This window comes from Bacillus cereus (genome assembly GCF_025917685.1).
GTDB lineage: Bacteria > Bacillota > Bacilli > Bacillales > Bacillaceae_G > Bacillus_A > Bacillus_A cereus_AT.
Genome location: NZ_CP089518.1, coordinates 1,599,142 through 1,613,125, shown reverse-complemented (window position 1 = coordinate 1,613,125; position 13,984 = coordinate 1,599,142). Strand labels below are relative to the sequence as shown.

The following is a 13,984-nucleotide window of genomic DNA, read 5'->3' as shown; positions in this document are numbered from 1 at the left end:
TATTATACTTCAAGTTCATTCGTTTGAATTAAATAGCGCATAACTTCAATTACAGCTACGTATAAATCTTCTGGAATCGTCTCATCTTCCTCGACTTGATAATATAAAGAACGAGCGAGCGGACGGTTTTCCACCATCGGTATTTCTTGTTCACGGGCAAGCGTTCGTATGTATAATGCGAGCTCATCTTCCCCTTTTGCAACGACAATTGGCGCCGCATCAACTTGTTTATTGTAACGAAGTACGACTGAAATATGCGTCGGATTATTTACAATAAACGTTGCACCATCCATCTTTTTTGCAATGGTCCCTTGCAAGATGGCATGCATAAAGTTTTTTCGTTTCCCCTTTACTTGTGGGTCCCCTTCATTATCTTTATGCTCTCGTTTTACTTCTTCTTTTTTCATTTTAATATCTTGTTCGTACTCCCACTTTTGATAAATGAAATCGATAATGGAAAGAACGATTAAAATAATTAAAATAGCTAAAAAGATAAATTTAATTTGCCTAATAATTTCAGTAAGTGACGCAGTCCAGTTAAATCCAATCATACTGACGATGTTCTCTAAATTCTTTTTAAAAAGAACGTAAGCGACGTAACCGATTAATCCCATATAAAACAGTGATTTCAAAATATCTACTAAACTTTTACGACTAAACAATCTCGTAAAATAGTTTTTCGGATTTATACGTGATGCTTTCGGCTTAATGACTTTAGAAGAAAATAAGAAACCGACTTGAATCATATAATTGAATAAATGAAAAGCGTATACGAGTATTAATATAGGAGCCGATACTTTTAGTAGCAAAATCCCCATTAAATAAAAATACTCGGTCGAATCTGTATTTTTTCCGATTTGATCAAACAGCACCGCTACGGAATTGGCAATCTCATAACCGAGCCAATCTCCAAAGAAATAAACGACAACTGCTAATACGAGAATGGAAAATAAATTATTTAAATCTTTACTCCGGGCAATATTCCCTTCTTCACGCGATTTTTTACGCTTCTGCGGGGTGGCCTTTTCTGTTTTATTATCCTTTGCCATACGCGTCCCCCTACTTTGTTAAGAAAAAGTTAAATAGTGTCGTATACTCTTCCAGTAATACATCTGTCATATTTTTAAACACATAACCGAGCATCGGTACACTCATCGCAATAAATAAAATACCACACGTAATTTTAATCACGTATGCATTCATAAAAACGTTTAATTGCGGTGCATTTTTTGCGATTAAAATAAGAACAAAATTAATAATGAATAAGCTGCCCATAAGCGGCAAAGCAATTTCGACCGCTGATGTAATCGCAAATAATAACGTTGCGATTAGACTATCTAAAAAACTAGTCGTCAACAATTTTGAAATCGCCTCTGTATATTGAAACGACTTTAAAATCGTGGCAATGAAATAGTTAATGCCACCAAGTGAAATAAAAATAATGAGAAAAAATATATCAAAAATTGTTGATAGTAAAGTAGACTGTGATCCTGCATTTACATCAAACAAACTTGCCTGTGATAAGCCGATATCAAAATCTAAAATATGTCCGGCCATTTTCGGAATGTTCCACAGCATTTCTACAATTTTTGAAAGTGATGATCCAATTACAATTTGCGTTGCTGCATAAGCAGCTACATCCCAAACTGTCTTTATGTGAGAGACATCAACTTGGTCGGCAACTGTAATCGAAAGACCCAGTCCAAATGTAACCTTTGCCATTGCAGGAATCGATCGTCCTGAAAAGAACGGTAAAAAATATAAAAATGAAGTAATGCGGCAAAACGCAAAAAACGTCGCCGCCCATAATTCCATATTCATTTCAATTCACCTATCTTAGTACGAACGCAATAGCGATGGAATTTTATCAAATAAATCTAAAATAAGCGTCGTTAACTCTTGAAACATCCATGGACCTAAAATGATAATAACGAGTACAATACTCGCCATTTTCGGTAAAAATGTCAGCGTTTGCTCTTGAATTTGCATCATCGCCATAATGACAGCGATAATAATAACGACAATCATACTTACGCCGGCAACCGGCATTAAAATCATAACCCCTTTATAAAAAAAGGTTTGAAAAATATCTATAATTGGTGACGTATTCATTTATATGACTCCTATCACATAGCATCAAACGCTTCAGACGACCGTTTTAAACATAATATCGACGATTTTTGTATATCCACCTAAATATACGAAAACGAGTATTTTAAATGGTAAACTTAAAATCATCGGCGGTACCATCATCATCCCAAGGTACATTAAAAGTGTACTAATAATTAAATCAATAAAGACAAACGCTAAATAAATGAACATCCCCGTCAATAACCCTTTTTGAATTTGCGTTAACGTAAAGGATGGTACGAGCGTAAATAGTGAAAGATCCTTTAAATCTTTCGGCAACTCTTCTCCACGCACTTTCAGCATCATTTTTAAATCATGCTTATACGTATGCTTCGACATATAATCTTTCATAATCGGAGCTGTCGTCTCCGCAGCTTGACTTACTGTTATTTTTTCTTTCGTCATCGGGTCCCACACATCACTCTTTAACTGACCAAGCACTGGCTGCATCGTAAATAGCGATAAAAATAATGCAAGTCCAACAAGCACTTGGTTCGGTGGTAAATTCATTACCCCAAGTCCTTGACGAGTAATCCCAAGAACAATCATAAAATAAGTGAAATGCGTAAATAAAAGAACGATAGAAGAAGATAATGATAGAAGGATAACGAGCGCGAATAGTTGTACACTTGAATTACTCGTAAACTCTTTTCCATTTTCGAAATTAATAAAACCGTTCGGGGCTGCATACGCTGGATTTATAAAAACAAATGAAAAAATAATAGAAAATGCGAAAATAACGGCAAATAGCGATAACTGTTTCTTTATTCTCATGATGGATCCTCTACTTTTTTCGTTTCACTCTTCACCGCATCTTCTAGTGCTTGTTGAAACTGATTTCCTGTCCCTGTTAATTGCACAGATTGCACACCGTTATTACTAATAACAGTGAACACTTGCTTCCCGTCCACTTCAAACAAAAAGGCGCTCGTTTGATGATTTAAATACACGCCGTCTTTCACTTGAATATGGCCATTTTCACCTTGCTTAAAAAACTGCTGTTTACGCGTCTTTTTCGTCATATAATATGCACCATAGCCGAACGCACCAAACAGTAAAACGACTTGAAATAAGGTCGTCATATACGACATATGACTCCTCCTCTACTCTTTATCCTGCATTTGATTTTGCGCCTTCATAAGCGCTGCATGTTTCTTGTCAGCTTCAATTTCAGAAATAATAATGCCGAACTTCTCATCCATTACTATCGCTTCACCAATACCGACTTTTATATCGCTTAAATATACATCTACTTTATGTCCTAAATTTTTCTCTACTTCAAGAACATCGCCAATTTTTAATTGCTTCACATCACCAAGCGTAATAGATGATTTCCCAAGCTTTACACCAAGTTCAATCGAAATATCTGAAACGGTATCAATATGTGCCTTCCCCGCTTCATTTCGCTTTCTTGCAAATTTTTCCAACCCCATTAATGACACAGGAGATACTTCATGTTTCATATGGATCCTCCTACTCTATAAAACTTTTAAATAAGAGCGCCTTACGCGTTCCATCTTTCCCTATAAAACAATTAAATTTATGTTTTCCATCTACATAACCACGTAGTTGGTCTGTTACTTTCGTATGAAGCGGAATTATATCGCCTTCTTCAATTTGCTCAATCTCGCCCATTGTCATCTTCTGCTCACCAATCGCAACGTGTACAGACTTATACACTTGATTTACTTTCACTTCTACTTCAGATGTATACTTTTTACGCTTATCCGAAGAATGTTCGACAATATTTTCAGACGTTAACTTATCCATAATTTCTTCAACAGATAAGAATGGAATCCCGATACGAACTGTCGTATTCCAAAAATCTGTTTTCATATTTACGTTCAGTAATGAAATAATATCGCTCGCTGTCGTAATCTTCAGCGCATTTGGATCTGTCTCCGTCGTTACAAATTTCGGCTTTATCGCAACAACGCTTTCAAATGATTGTTGTAAATTTTTACAAAGAAGCGCAAATATATTATCAAGCGTTAAAAACTCAAACGCAGTTAACGGTCTGCGCATCGTAAAATTACGCTTACTATCTCCGCCAAGCCAGCATTCATGAATATAGATAACGAATGCTAAATCAATTTCAATTACGATTTCTCCAAGCTCTGGAAGGCCGAGATCAATAACGCAATATAAATAGTAATCTTTCGGCATTTTCTCCACATACTCACTCGTAAACGGAACTTGCTCAACAGTCGACGGCTCTAGTTCAATCGGAATACGCATACGAGCTGAAAACGTCTGTGACGTCTGTTTTCCAAAAGTCGACGCAATCGCTTGCAAACTACGTAAATGCTCAACACCGAACTTCTCCGGTCTATTAAAATCGTACTCTTGGAATTTATCTTGTTTCCCTGCTTCTTGTGCGAAAGCTGGCATTTCCTCGCCTTCATTTACCGCCTTCAGCAGGGCATCAATTTGCTCTTGGCTTAATTTATCGCCACTCATGAAAATCCCCTTCCCTACCTTTTCAATTCAATAATTTCAACGTACATTTTTCCATTCTTCGTCAAAATATTTCCGGTTCCAATCTCTTCATTCTCAAGCATAATAAGCACCGTATTTTTCGTTGAATTTTCAAGACGATACAATGTACCTTTCGTAATATGAAGCAGATCTTTAATTTTCTTTTTCGTATTTCCGATTTCAAAATAAATCGTTAACGGAATATCATCTTGTAGTTTCAAATCTAGCCAACTCCCCTATCATGTTCTCTATTTATATAAATGAAATTTCTTATTTCGAAACGTCTATATTCAATATTTTCTTTATATATCCTTGCGTTTCTTTAAATGGTGGTACGCCTCCGTACTTTCTCACATTACCAGGGCCTGCATTATAAGAAGCAAGCGCCAATACGAGATCACCGTTATTTTTCTTTAAATAACCGCTTAACTCTTTCACGCCACCTTCAATACTTTCAGCTGGTGAAAATGGATTTTTTATACCCATCTCTTTCACATTTGCTGGCATAAGCTGCATGAGCCCCATCGCCCCTGCATGTGACACCGTTTTCGGATTAAAATCAGACTCCACTTCAATCATTTTTTGAATTAACGTTTTCGGAATTCCATATGTATGGCTAGCGCGATCAATAATATCCTCATACTTACCTTCATTGGAAGAACGTATTTTTTGAATATTATATTTATTCGTTAATCCCCACGTATCAGCAGGCTCGTTTTTCGTTTCGGGGAAACGTCGCTCAAACTCTTTTTGTGCAACTTGCACTTCATCTACTTGTTTCGTTTCAGCTTTCTCCGTCTCCTCAGGCTTGCTCGCTTCCTCTACTTTATTAATAGATTCTTCCGGTTTATTAACAACCGTTTCTATTTTCGTAGATTGTACCGGCTGACTCATATCCTCTACTTTTACCGGCTGCGGAGTAACCTTCGCCTCTTTCACAGGTTCACTCTGCAATTGATCTTGAAAACGACTACTAACGAACGCCTGTGGACTACTTAACTTTTGCTGAATTAGTCCTTTTTTATACGCAAGAACTTCTTTTACAATATTTCCAACTACCATAACATCACCTTTTCTGTAAATGAAGATAATCTAATATTAGGTTTTTTTAAAAAAATTTGCAATAATCCTTTGTAATAAAAAAACAACTAAATTGTTAAATTGTTATTTTTTTATATTTATTAATTCAAATTTTAAGTTGACACTTGATATAGCAAGACTTACAATAAATTCGAAATCGATTTTTTCGCATATTACCATTTTTAAATTTGCAGAAAAATCAATATAAAAAAATGGGGGTTCTTCACATGAGAATCAATACAAACATTAATAGCATGCGTACACAAGAATACATGCGCCAAAATCAAGACAAAATGAACGTTTCTATGAACCGTTTATCAAGCGGTAAACGTATTAACAGTGCAGCTGGACTTGCAATCGCTACTCGTATGCGTGCAAAAGAAAACGGATTAGGTGTTGCATCTCGTAATACACAAGATGGTATCTCTATGATTCGTACAGCTGATTCAGCAATGAACTCAGTATCTAACATCTTACTTCGTATGCGTGACCTAGCAGTTCAATCTGCCAACGGTACAAACACAAACGAAAACCGTGGTGCACTAGAAAAAGAATTTTCTGCATTAAGAGATCAAATTGATTACATTTCAACAAACACTCAATTTAACGGAAAAACATTATTAAATGGTGATAATGGATCTATTAAAATCCATAGTTATGATGATGGGCAAGCCAAAACTGCTGCAAAAACACCAGCAGCTCCTGTTGCTGATCCTGGTACTACTGATTCTGATACTACTGATTCTGGTGCTACAAATCCTGCTATTAACGGCACTATCGATATCAAACTAGCAAATGTTACCAGTGCTAATTTAGCAGGTGATGGAAAGAAACTTAGCGAAATTTCTATCTCAGCAACAAACGCAGGCACTGACGGAACAGCTGCCGCTCCATCAGCTGGTACTGAAGGTGATAGTGATACTACTGCTATCAATAACGCTAACAATGCAATTAAAGCTATCGATGGCATGATCGCATCTATCGCAGGTAGCCGTGCTGATTTAGGTGCTACATTAAACCGTCTAGACTTCAATGTAGAAAGCTTAAATAACCAAGCTTCTAACATGGCATCTTCTGCTTCTCAAATCGAAGACGCTGACATGGCGAAAGAAATGTCTGAAATGACTAAGTTCAAAATCTTGAACGAAGCTGGTATTAGCATGCTTTCTCAAGCAAACCAAACTCCTCAAATGGTTTCCAAATTATTACAATAATCCATTTGAGTTAGTTTCATGAAAGAACCTCTCTATTTATAGATAGGTTCTTTTTATCTATATATATCTAAAACAATAAATTCCCCCTTATCGCTTAGGTAGAAAATCCATCCATGCATAGAAGCAGGCAGTCCCTACTTTCCCCCTCTGTAGTAAAAATTCCATTTTTGTTTTCGTACCCTTTTAATAACTTTAAAATAATGACTATATCAATTTATAAAAGAACATATTTGGCAGCCCTAAGAAAGAATACGCATTTAATTGTTCTTAATGTAGTTTCACAAAACATTTCTAATTTACTACAGCCGTAAGCAATTCATAAAAGACAAAAGAGAGATACATATACGCTATGTATCTCTCCTCTTATTTTGTATACTAGTCTTCATAATAAACAATATCCTCCGCTAAAGAAGTAAACAGCTCTCCAACGAGTGAATCTTCATCATATACACATGAGCCTTTATTTTCTTCACGCTTCGCAAACGGTATTTGGGCGATTACTTCTGTTTGCAGTTGTTCCGCTAACAGTTCGCCACCGCCCTTTCCAAAGAGGTAGTTTCTTGAGCCATCTTGTTCTTCGTAATATGCCATGTTTTCAACGATACCTAAAATATCGTGTTTCGTATGTTTTGCCATGACTCCTACTCTAGATGCGACAAATGAAGCTACATTATGAGGCGTCGTAACGATTATTTCCTTCGCTTGTGGGATCATTGCAGCGAGATCTATCGCAACGTCTCCTGTTCCAGGTGGTAAATCAAGAAGTAAATAGTCTAATTCTCCCCAATGCGTGTTCGCAAGAAAGTTTTGAATCCATTTGTTTAACATTGGTCCGCGCCACATAACGGGATTATTTTCTTCTGTGAAGAATCCCATCGACATAATTTTAACACTGTGACTTACGACTGGAATCGCGGTTTGATCAATCATTGTTGGCTTTTCATTCGTTTCCATCATAGCAGGGATACTGAACCCGTATATATCTGCATCTAAAATTCCAACCTTTTTGCCCATACGTGCTAAAGCAGTAGCAAGGTTAATCGTCACAGTTGATTTACCAACTCCTCCTTTTCCACTCGTTACAGTAATAAAACGCACACCTGAATCAGGTCGAAGCATACTAGGCATTCCTGTTTCTGTTCTAGCTTCTTTCTTTAAAGACGCTGTTAATGCCGCGCGTTCTTCTGGTGTCATAGAACCAAATGTTAAGGAAACTTTCGACGCTCCAATGTTTCGAAGGGAGTCTTCAATATCTTTTTGAATTTTTGCTTTCAACGGACAACCTTGAATTGTTAAAACTACTTCTAGCCCAACTTCGGTACCATCTATTTTTATATTTCTAACCATATTTAGTTCCACAATACTTTTGTGTAACTCTGGATCTTCTACATGGCTTAACGCGTTCATAATCTGTTCGTGAGTAATCATCATTTACATTCCTTCCATTGTAATTATTTTATCTTGTGAAAAGAGTCTCCGCTTTTCCCACCCGTTTTTTGAACTAAATACGTTTCTTTCATGACCATCGTTTTATCAACTGCTTTACACATATCGTAAAAAGTAAGAGCTGCAATCGATACGGCCGTTAATGCTTCCATTTCTACTCCTGTTTTCCCACTACATTTTACTGTCACTCTTATGATTAACTCATAGCCATCAGTTGTCTTTTCATAATGAAACGTAAAGTCTGTTCCTTGGATTAATATAGGGTGACACATAGGGATAATATCCGATGTTTTTTTAGCACCGATTATGCCGGCCACTTGTGCCACTTGAAGCGGGTCACCTTTTTTCAACCCACCACTTTGAATTGCTTCAAATAGTTCATTCGATAATGAAATTGTACTTTGCGCAATAGCTGTGCGTGTTGAAATATCTTTTTGAGAGATATCAACCATTTTAGCTCTTCCTTCTTCATTCCAATGCGAAAATTCACTCATAATGATCCTCCTTAACATATAAAAAATTTGATATTCTAATAGAAAGAATTAACCTCCACTTACAGGCGGGATAAACGCTACGATATCTCCGGCTTTTACAATATCTTCGTCCGTTACAAATTCTTCATTAATCGCAACCATTACTTTATCTAGCGTCTGTAATTGATAGTTATTTTTCAGCCATTTTTTTAATTGATGAACATACATTTCTCGTTTTTCTATTATTGCTAATTTCTCTGAACCGACTTCTTCTCGTAAATTTGCGAACAGTAAAATTGTAATCATCTTCTTATTCTTCTTTCTTCGGTTTTCCTTCTTGATATGGAGTATTTTCGAGCTGATCTTCAATCCACTCCGTTCCATCTTCCCAGAATTCTTTTTTCCAAATTGGGACGATTCTCTTTATACGTTCAATTGCGTATTCATTCGCTTCATAAGCTACTTTACGGTGCGGTGACGATACTGCAATGACAACTGCGACATCCATTATTTCTAATCGTCCAACACGGTGCGTGATTGCTATTTTCGCATCTGGCCACTTTTCCTTAATTTCTTCTCCAATTTCAGTAAACTTTTTTACTGCCATCGGCTTATATGCTTCATACTCAAGGTGTAACGTTCGCTTTCCTTTCGTTAATTCTCTAACCGTTCCAATAAAAGTTGTAATTGCTCCTGCTTCTCTTCTTGCCACTTTATCCGTTACTTCTTCCACTACAATCGGAGTATCTACAATTTCAAATCGTGCTTGTCCCATCAAAACCTCTCCCCACTTTACGTAATGTCCAAGGCCATTCACTACCTTCGTTATCTTCTAATAAGAGAACGTCTACAAACATCCCTTTCTCATATCCTCTCGTTCCGCCTAGTAGTACGATAAAAATGTTTGATTCTGCTAATGAAGAAACGGAACTAGATTTATCAAATCCTGATGGATAAGCGATTAGTTGTCCTCCGTTATACTTCAGCTTCGCTCGTACAAATCTTGTAAATGGATTCGGTTTTAGAAAACCTTCTCCGAGTATTGCTTTTTCTCGCTTTACATGCGGCTTTTCACTAAACATATACGTACGAATGCTAGGTTTTACGAATAATTCAAAACCTACGTAACAAGCAGAAGGATTACCTGATAATCCGAATAATAATTTTCCTTTTAATTGCGCTACGGTGGTGACACTTCCCGGCCGCATAGCAACTTTGTTGAAAAGAACTGATGCACCTAACTTTTCATATATTGCTGGCAAATAGTCATAATCTCCTACCGAAACACCACCAGTTGTAATTAACATATCCACTTCACTTAACGCTTTTTTCACTGCTTCGTAGCACGTATTCAAATCGTCACTCCACTTCCCGAAGTATTTTACTCTTCCACCTGCTCTTCGAATTTGAGACGATATCATATACGTATTACTATTTCGAATTTTCCCAGGTTGTAGTTCTTCATTTACATCGAGAAGTTCACTCCCAGTCGCTAATAGTCCAATGACAGGCTTTTTCGCAACAGGCACTTCGCTGTAACCGAATGTAGCAAGAAGAGCAGAAATACCTGGATTAATGTAACAACCTTTTTTTGCGAGAACTGTTCCTTTACGTGCATCTTCACCTTGAAAGGATATATTGTCCCCTTTTTTAAATGAGCGTTTCACTTCCATATAGCTTTTTCCGATATTCTCATATTGACGATGACGAGTCAGTTCTAGCATGACGACCGCGCTACATCCTTTCGGAATTTGTGCTCCTGTCATAATTCGAACTGCTTGAAACGCTCCTACTTCTTTATGGAATACGGAACCTGCTCCAATTTCACCAATTACTTCAAATACAATTGGATTCTCACGACTTGCTCGCGAAGTATCTTCTGCCCTAATAGCAAATCCATCATATGGCGAGCGATCGAAAGAAGGGACATCGTGATCCGCTACTAAATCGTCTGCTAATGTTCGCCCGTATGCTAATTCAAGTGGTACTAGTTCTTTTACACCACAATTAGCAAATCCCATTACTTTACGGACAGCCTCTTCAACTGTAATTGGCACTCTTCTTTCCATCATTACCCATCCCTTTCTATTAGCCTAATAACCGATAGTATAGTTGTTTTGCTTTTGGGATTTCATTCGTTCCATGAATAAATACACGGCCATCTTGAAAAATGACCATGCGGTAATCGTCTAGTTGGCAAGATAGCAAATATGGATTTCGATCTACTTTCCCGTGTTTTTTCAATACTTTTTCTAACTCATCAAAGTTGTAATGACTATTATGCGCCGGTCTAATTTGAACTGTATTTCTTCCGCATAAAACAGCTGTCTTCGTTTGATTTTCGTATGATAAATAAGGATAACTTCTATTTGTTCCGCACGATGGACAGTCTTCCGTTTTGATTTTTCCTAGTTTGATAGAATGATGTTGATTACTCCATATATCAAACATTAAAAAAGTTTTTCTAATTGCTGCATAATCTTCTACTAAAATTTTGAATGCTTCTGCCACTTGATAAGCAGCAACGATTTGAACAGCTGGACTAATAATTCCAACTGTGTCACACGTCGCCCCTGTAACAGGAACACTTTTCAACACGCAATGTAAGCACGGTGTTTTCTTCGGAATAATTGTATAGCTCATACCATACGATCCGACACAAGAACCGTAAATCCAAGGAATATTGTGTTTTTGTGATAAGTCATTGATCATGAACCGAATATCGAAATTATCTGTTGCGTCAATTATGAGATCAACACCATCTAATAAAGCTTCCATATTATCTACTCTTGCATCCATTACAAGAGCTTGAATTTGCACGCTTGAATTAATTTGTTTGAGACGATTCTGTGCTGCAATTGCTTTTGGCAACTTTTCTATCGCATCTTGTTCGGCGTAAAGTTGTTGTCGCTGTAAATTACTCCATTCTACGTAATCCCGATCAATAATCGTTAATTTCCCGATACCTGCACGTACGAAGCTTTCTGCACTTGCACTTCCTAACGCACCTGCCCCTATTATTAAAACATGCTTATTTCTAATCATTTCCTGCCCTTTACTTCCAATAGGAGTGAACAACTGTTGTCGTGAATACCGCTCTATCATGAGGCAGCCTTCCTTTCATATACTGTTATTTTTTCAAGACATCTTTCTCAATAGTGCTTTGTTTCTGATAACAAGAAAAATAAGCGAATCCAACAAATCCAGCTCCACCAATTACATTTCCGATAAAGACTGGAACAAAGTTTTTCGCAAGATCCATCCACGTAAGATGCCCGGCAAAAATAACTGCTGAAATGACGAACATATTCGCTACTACTTGCTGAAATCCAATTACGACAAAGGCCATAATCGGAATCCAAATTCCAACAATCTTTCCGATCAAATCGGTTGTTCCGTAAGCTAACCAAATCGCCAGGCATACGAGCCAATTACAACCAATCGCTAAAATTAATGTTCTCCCGAAAGATTCATGTAACTTATCTTGAGCTATCGCTATCGTTTTATTTAAATACGCACCCTCAGTTAGCCCGCCAAGATGACCGAAACAATACGCTACGAAAAGTGCACCTACAAAGTTAGTTAAAGTGATCCAAGCCCAATTGTTTAACACATGTTTCAATGAAATTTTCCGTGCATAAAGTGCCATAGACATTGACATCATATTTCCTGTAATTAATTCTCCTCCTGCTAACACAACGAGCATAAGTCCGATAGGAAAAACCGCTCCTCCTATAAAATTGACTAAACTTCCCCATTGCTCCGGTACATTACCGAGAACACGAATATTAAGTAAAAATCCTAACGAAATGAATGCTCCTCCTAAAAAGCCAAGAATAAGCATTGCGGATAACGGTTGCCTTACCTTTTGAACACCGGATTCAATCACAAGCGCAGCGATTTGTTCCGGTTTATGAAATGCCATAATCGTTTCCTCCATTTTTCTCAATTAAAAAAAGCAACTTCAAAAACCCTTAAAAAATTAAGGATTTTTGAATGCTGCTTAATTTCTCTGCATGTCTCTTACAGAAATATCAATCATCATTTTTACTATAATCATAGAAAACCTGCAAAACTTGCAAGCTTTCCATTATTTCCTGTAACAAAAAGAGGCTACGAACAACCTTCTTTCATAGTGATTTCTCAACCACCAATATGGGACATTTCAATTTTCGGCATTGTTTTGTTACTTGTATTCGTTAACCGTTCTTCTGAATAGCGATCGGAACGATTATTCCAAATGTCACGAATAATATCGGTAATTTCCTCATCCGTATATCCAGTACGAAGTAATTCTTTAAGATCGTTTCCTTTAGAAGTAAACAAACAAGTATATAATTTTCCTTCTGCGGAGATACGAGCTCTTGTACATGATGAACAGAACGAATCCGTTACAGATGAAATTATTCCTATTTCTTCATCACTACCGATATATCGATAACGTGTCGCAACTTCACCAGGATAATTCGCTTCCATTTTTTCAAGCGGCATCACTTTATGAATCATTTCTAATATTTCTTGCTTAGAAACTACTTCGCCTAATTCCCAGCCGTTATAATTACCGACATCCATATATTCAATAAATCGTAAAATATGCTTATTTTCTTTAAAGTACTCTGCCATCTGAACGATGTCTTGCTCATTTTTCCCTTTTTGAACAACCATGTTCATTTTAATTTTCATTCCGACTTCCGCTGCAGCCTGTATTCCTGCAAGAACCGTTTTCACTTTACTTCTATTCCCATTTAAATAAGAGAAGCGCTCTTCATTTAATGAGTCTAAACTAACTGTCACACGAGATAAACCCGCCTTATATAAATCTGGAGCGAATTTTTTAAGTAATGATCCATTTGTCGTTAAACCAATATCCTCTACGCCATCAATTTCGTTTAACCGCTGTATGAGTTTTGGTAGGTCTTTTCGAAGTAAAGGCTCTCCCCCAGTAATACGTAACTTTCTTACACCTAAAGAAACGAAAATACGTGTAATCCTTTCAATTTCATCAAAAGATAAAATTTTATCATTAGACAAAAAAGAATAATCACGACCAAATATCTCTTCTGGCATACAATATCGACAGCGAAAATTACAGCGATCGGTAACAGAAATACGTAAATCCTTTAAAGGACGATCTAATTTGTCTAATGTGACAGATTTCATGAT

18 protein-coding genes are annotated in these 13,984 nt (G+C 36.8%); 1 reads left to right on the top strand and 17 read right to left on the bottom strand.

Features of this window, described 5'->3' with window-relative positions; genetic code table 11:
- Positions 1-2: 2 nt before the first annotated feature.
- The 9 genes from flhB to LUS72_RS08395 are packed head-to-tail and all read right to left on the bottom strand — an operon-like array spanning position 3 to position 5,670.
- Positions 3-1,049 carry a flagellar type III secretion system protein FlhB gene (gene flhB / locus LUS72_RS08435; protein ID WP_264448801.1) on the bottom strand — a complete coding sequence of 349 codons (1,047 nt, stop codon included), beginning with the start codon at positions 1,047-1,049 and terminating at the stop codon, positions 3-5.
- Positions 1,050-1,059: 10 nt separating this feature from the next.
- Positions 1,060-1,821, bottom strand: coding sequence for a flagellar biosynthetic protein FliR (locus LUS72_RS08430; RefSeq protein ID WP_097831617.1), 762 nt, complete (start codon positions 1,819-1,821; stop codon positions 1,060-1,062).
- 15 nt (positions 1,822-1,836) lie between these two features.
- On the bottom strand, positions 1,837-2,112 hold the full coding sequence (locus LUS72_RS08425; protein ID WP_001098085.1) for a flagellar biosynthetic protein FliQ: 276 nt from the start codon (positions 2,110-2,112) through the stop codon (positions 1,837-1,839).
- A gap of 33 nt (positions 2,113-2,145) precedes the next feature.
- The gene (locus LUS72_RS08420; protein ID WP_097831618.1) at positions 2,146-2,904 is read right to left on the bottom strand and encodes a flagellar type III secretion system pore protein FliP; all 759 of its coding nucleotides are present in this window, start codon (positions 2,902-2,904) and stop codon (positions 2,146-2,148) included.
- The gene (locus LUS72_RS08415; protein WP_264448797.1) at positions 2,901-3,221 is read right to left on the bottom strand and encodes a flagellar motor switch protein FliN; all 321 of its coding nucleotides are present in this window, start codon (positions 3,219-3,221) and stop codon (positions 2,901-2,903) included. The genes LUS72_RS08420 and LUS72_RS08415 overlap by 4 nt, the downstream gene beginning before the upstream one ends.
- Before the next feature lie 12 nt (positions 3,222-3,233).
- A complete protein-coding gene (locus LUS72_RS08410; protein WP_097831619.1) occupies positions 3,234-3,593 on the bottom strand; it encodes a flagellar motor switch protein FliN in 360 nt (119 codons plus the stop codon).
- A 10-nt stretch (positions 3,594-3,603) separates the two neighbouring features.
- Complete coding sequence (gene fliM / locus LUS72_RS08405) at positions 3,604-4,590, bottom strand: flagellar motor switch protein FliM (protein WP_097831620.1); 987 nt, start codon at positions 4,588-4,590, stop codon at positions 3,604-3,606.
- A gap of 14 nt (positions 4,591-4,604) precedes the next feature.
- A complete protein-coding gene (locus LUS72_RS08400) occupies positions 4,605-4,829 on the bottom strand; it encodes a flagellar motor switch protein FliN (protein WP_097831621.1) in 225 nt (74 codons plus the stop codon).
- A 49-nt stretch (positions 4,830-4,878) separates the two neighbouring features.
- On the bottom strand, positions 4,879-5,670 hold the full coding sequence (locus LUS72_RS08395; RefSeq protein ID WP_097831622.1) for a lytic transglycosylase domain-containing protein: 792 nt from the start codon (positions 5,668-5,670) through the stop codon (positions 4,879-4,881).
- Between the two features lie 245 nt (positions 5,671-5,915).
- Here LUS72_RS08395 and LUS72_RS08390 point away from each other — a divergent pair, with 245 nt between their 5' ends.
- Entirely contained in the window at positions 5,916-6,902 is a 987-nt protein-coding gene (locus LUS72_RS08390; RefSeq protein WP_264448794.1) for a flagellin N-terminal helical domain-containing protein, read from the top strand.
- 375 nt (positions 6,903-7,277) lie between these two features.
- Here LUS72_RS08390 and LUS72_RS08385 read toward each other — a convergent pair whose 3' ends face one another.
- From LUS72_RS08385 to moaA, 8 genes are all read right to left on the bottom strand, one after another.
- Positions 7,278-8,333, bottom strand: coding sequence for an Mrp/NBP35 family ATP-binding protein (locus LUS72_RS08385; RefSeq protein WP_264448793.1), 1,056 nt, complete (start codon positions 8,331-8,333; stop codon positions 7,278-7,280).
- 20 nt (positions 8,334-8,353) lie between these two features.
- Complete coding sequence (gene moaC, locus LUS72_RS08380; protein WP_097831624.1) at positions 8,354-8,842, bottom strand: cyclic pyranopterin monophosphate synthase MoaC; 489 nt, start codon at positions 8,840-8,842, stop codon at positions 8,354-8,356.
- 48 nt (positions 8,843-8,890) lie between these two features.
- Positions 8,891-9,127: a molybdopterin converting factor subunit 1 gene (moaD, locus tag LUS72_RS08375; protein ID WP_097831625.1), complete on the bottom strand. Its 237-nt coding sequence runs from the start codon at positions 9,125-9,127 to the stop codon at positions 8,891-8,893.
- A 4-nt stretch (positions 9,128-9,131) separates the two neighbouring features.
- On the bottom strand, positions 9,132-9,596 hold the full coding sequence (locus tag LUS72_RS08370; RefSeq protein WP_098361693.1) for a molybdenum cofactor biosynthesis protein MoaE: 465 nt from the start codon (positions 9,594-9,596) through the stop codon (positions 9,132-9,134).
- Positions 9,577-10,890: a molybdopterin molybdotransferase MoeA gene (glp, locus tag LUS72_RS08365; RefSeq protein WP_097831849.1), complete on the bottom strand. Its 1,314-nt coding sequence runs from the start codon at positions 10,888-10,890 to the stop codon at positions 9,577-9,579. The genes LUS72_RS08370 and glp overlap by 20 nt, the downstream gene beginning before the upstream one ends.
- Before the next feature lie 19 nt (positions 10,891-10,909).
- A complete protein-coding gene (locus LUS72_RS08360; protein WP_097831626.1) occupies positions 10,910-11,926 on the bottom strand; it encodes a molybdopterin-synthase adenylyltransferase MoeB in 1,017 nt (338 codons plus the stop codon).
- A 25-nt stretch (positions 11,927-11,951) separates the two neighbouring features.
- A complete protein-coding gene (locus tag LUS72_RS08355; RefSeq protein ID WP_097831627.1) occupies positions 11,952-12,746 on the bottom strand; it encodes a formate channel in 795 nt (264 codons plus the stop codon).
- A gap of 218 nt (positions 12,747-12,964) precedes the next feature.
- Entirely contained in the window at positions 12,965-13,981 is a 1,017-nt protein-coding gene (gene moaA / locus LUS72_RS08350; RefSeq protein WP_097831628.1) for a GTP 3',8-cyclase MoaA, read from the bottom strand.
- Between the last annotated feature and the right edge of the window lie 3 nt (positions 13,982-13,984).

Bases quoted from the DNA above. Each gene is read 5' to 3' on its own strand.
- flhB (WP_264448801.1), bottom strand. From the start codon at position 1,049: ATGGCAAAGGATAATAAAACAGAAAAGGCCACCCCGCAGAAGCGTAAA.
- LUS72_RS08430 (WP_097831617.1), bottom strand. From the start codon at position 1,821: ATGAATATGGAATTATGGGCGGCGACGTTTTTTGCGTTTTGCCGCATT.
- LUS72_RS08425 (WP_001098085.1), bottom strand. From the start codon at position 2,112: ATGAATACGTCACCAATTATAGATATTTTTCAAACCTTTTTTTATAAA.
- LUS72_RS08420 (WP_097831618.1), bottom strand. From the start codon at position 2,904: ATGAGAATAAAGAAACAGTTATCGCTATTTGCCGTTATTTTCGCATTT.
- LUS72_RS08415 (WP_264448797.1), bottom strand. From the start codon at position 3,221: ATGTCGTATATGACGACCTTATTTCAAGTCGTTTTACTGTTTGGTGCG.
- LUS72_RS08410 (WP_097831619.1), bottom strand. From the start codon at position 3,593: ATGAAACATGAAGTATCTCCTGTGTCATTAATGGGGTTGGAAAAATTT.
- fliM (WP_097831620.1), bottom strand. From the start codon at position 4,590: ATGAGTGGCGATAAATTAAGCCAAGAGCAAATTGATGCCCTGCTGAAG.
- LUS72_RS08395 (WP_097831622.1), bottom strand. From the start codon at position 5,670: ATGGTAGTTGGAAATATTGTAAAAGAAGTTCTTGCGTATAAAAAAGGA.
- LUS72_RS08390 (WP_264448794.1), top strand. From the start codon at position 5,916: ATGAGAATCAATACAAACATTAATAGCATGCGTACACAAGAATACATG.
- LUS72_RS08385 (WP_264448793.1), bottom strand. From the start codon at position 8,333: ATGATGATTACTCACGAACAGATTATGAACGCGTTAAGCCATGTAGAA.
- moaC (WP_097831624.1), bottom strand. From the start codon at position 8,842: ATGAGTGAATTTTCGCATTGGAATGAAGAAGGAAGAGCTAAAATGGTT.
- moaD (WP_097831625.1), bottom strand. From the start codon at position 9,127: ATGATTACAATTTTACTGTTCGCAAATTTACGAGAAGAAGTCGGTTCA.
- LUS72_RS08370 (WP_098361693.1), bottom strand. From the start codon at position 9,596: ATGGGACAAGCACGATTTGAAATTGTAGATACTCCGATTGTAGTGGAA.
- glp (WP_097831849.1), bottom strand. From the start codon at position 10,890: ATGGAAAGAAGAGTGCCAATTACAGTTGAAGAGGCTGTCCGTAAAGTA.
- LUS72_RS08360 (WP_097831626.1), bottom strand. From the start codon at position 11,926: ATGATAGAGCGGTATTCACGACAACAGTTGTTCACTCCTATTGGAAGT.
- LUS72_RS08355 (WP_097831627.1), bottom strand. From the start codon at position 12,746: ATGGCATTTCATAAACCGGAACAAATCGCTGCGCTTGTGATTGAATCC.
- moaA (WP_097831628.1), bottom strand. From the start codon at position 13,981: ATGAAATCTGTCACATTAGACAAATTAGATCGTCCTTTAAAGGATTTA.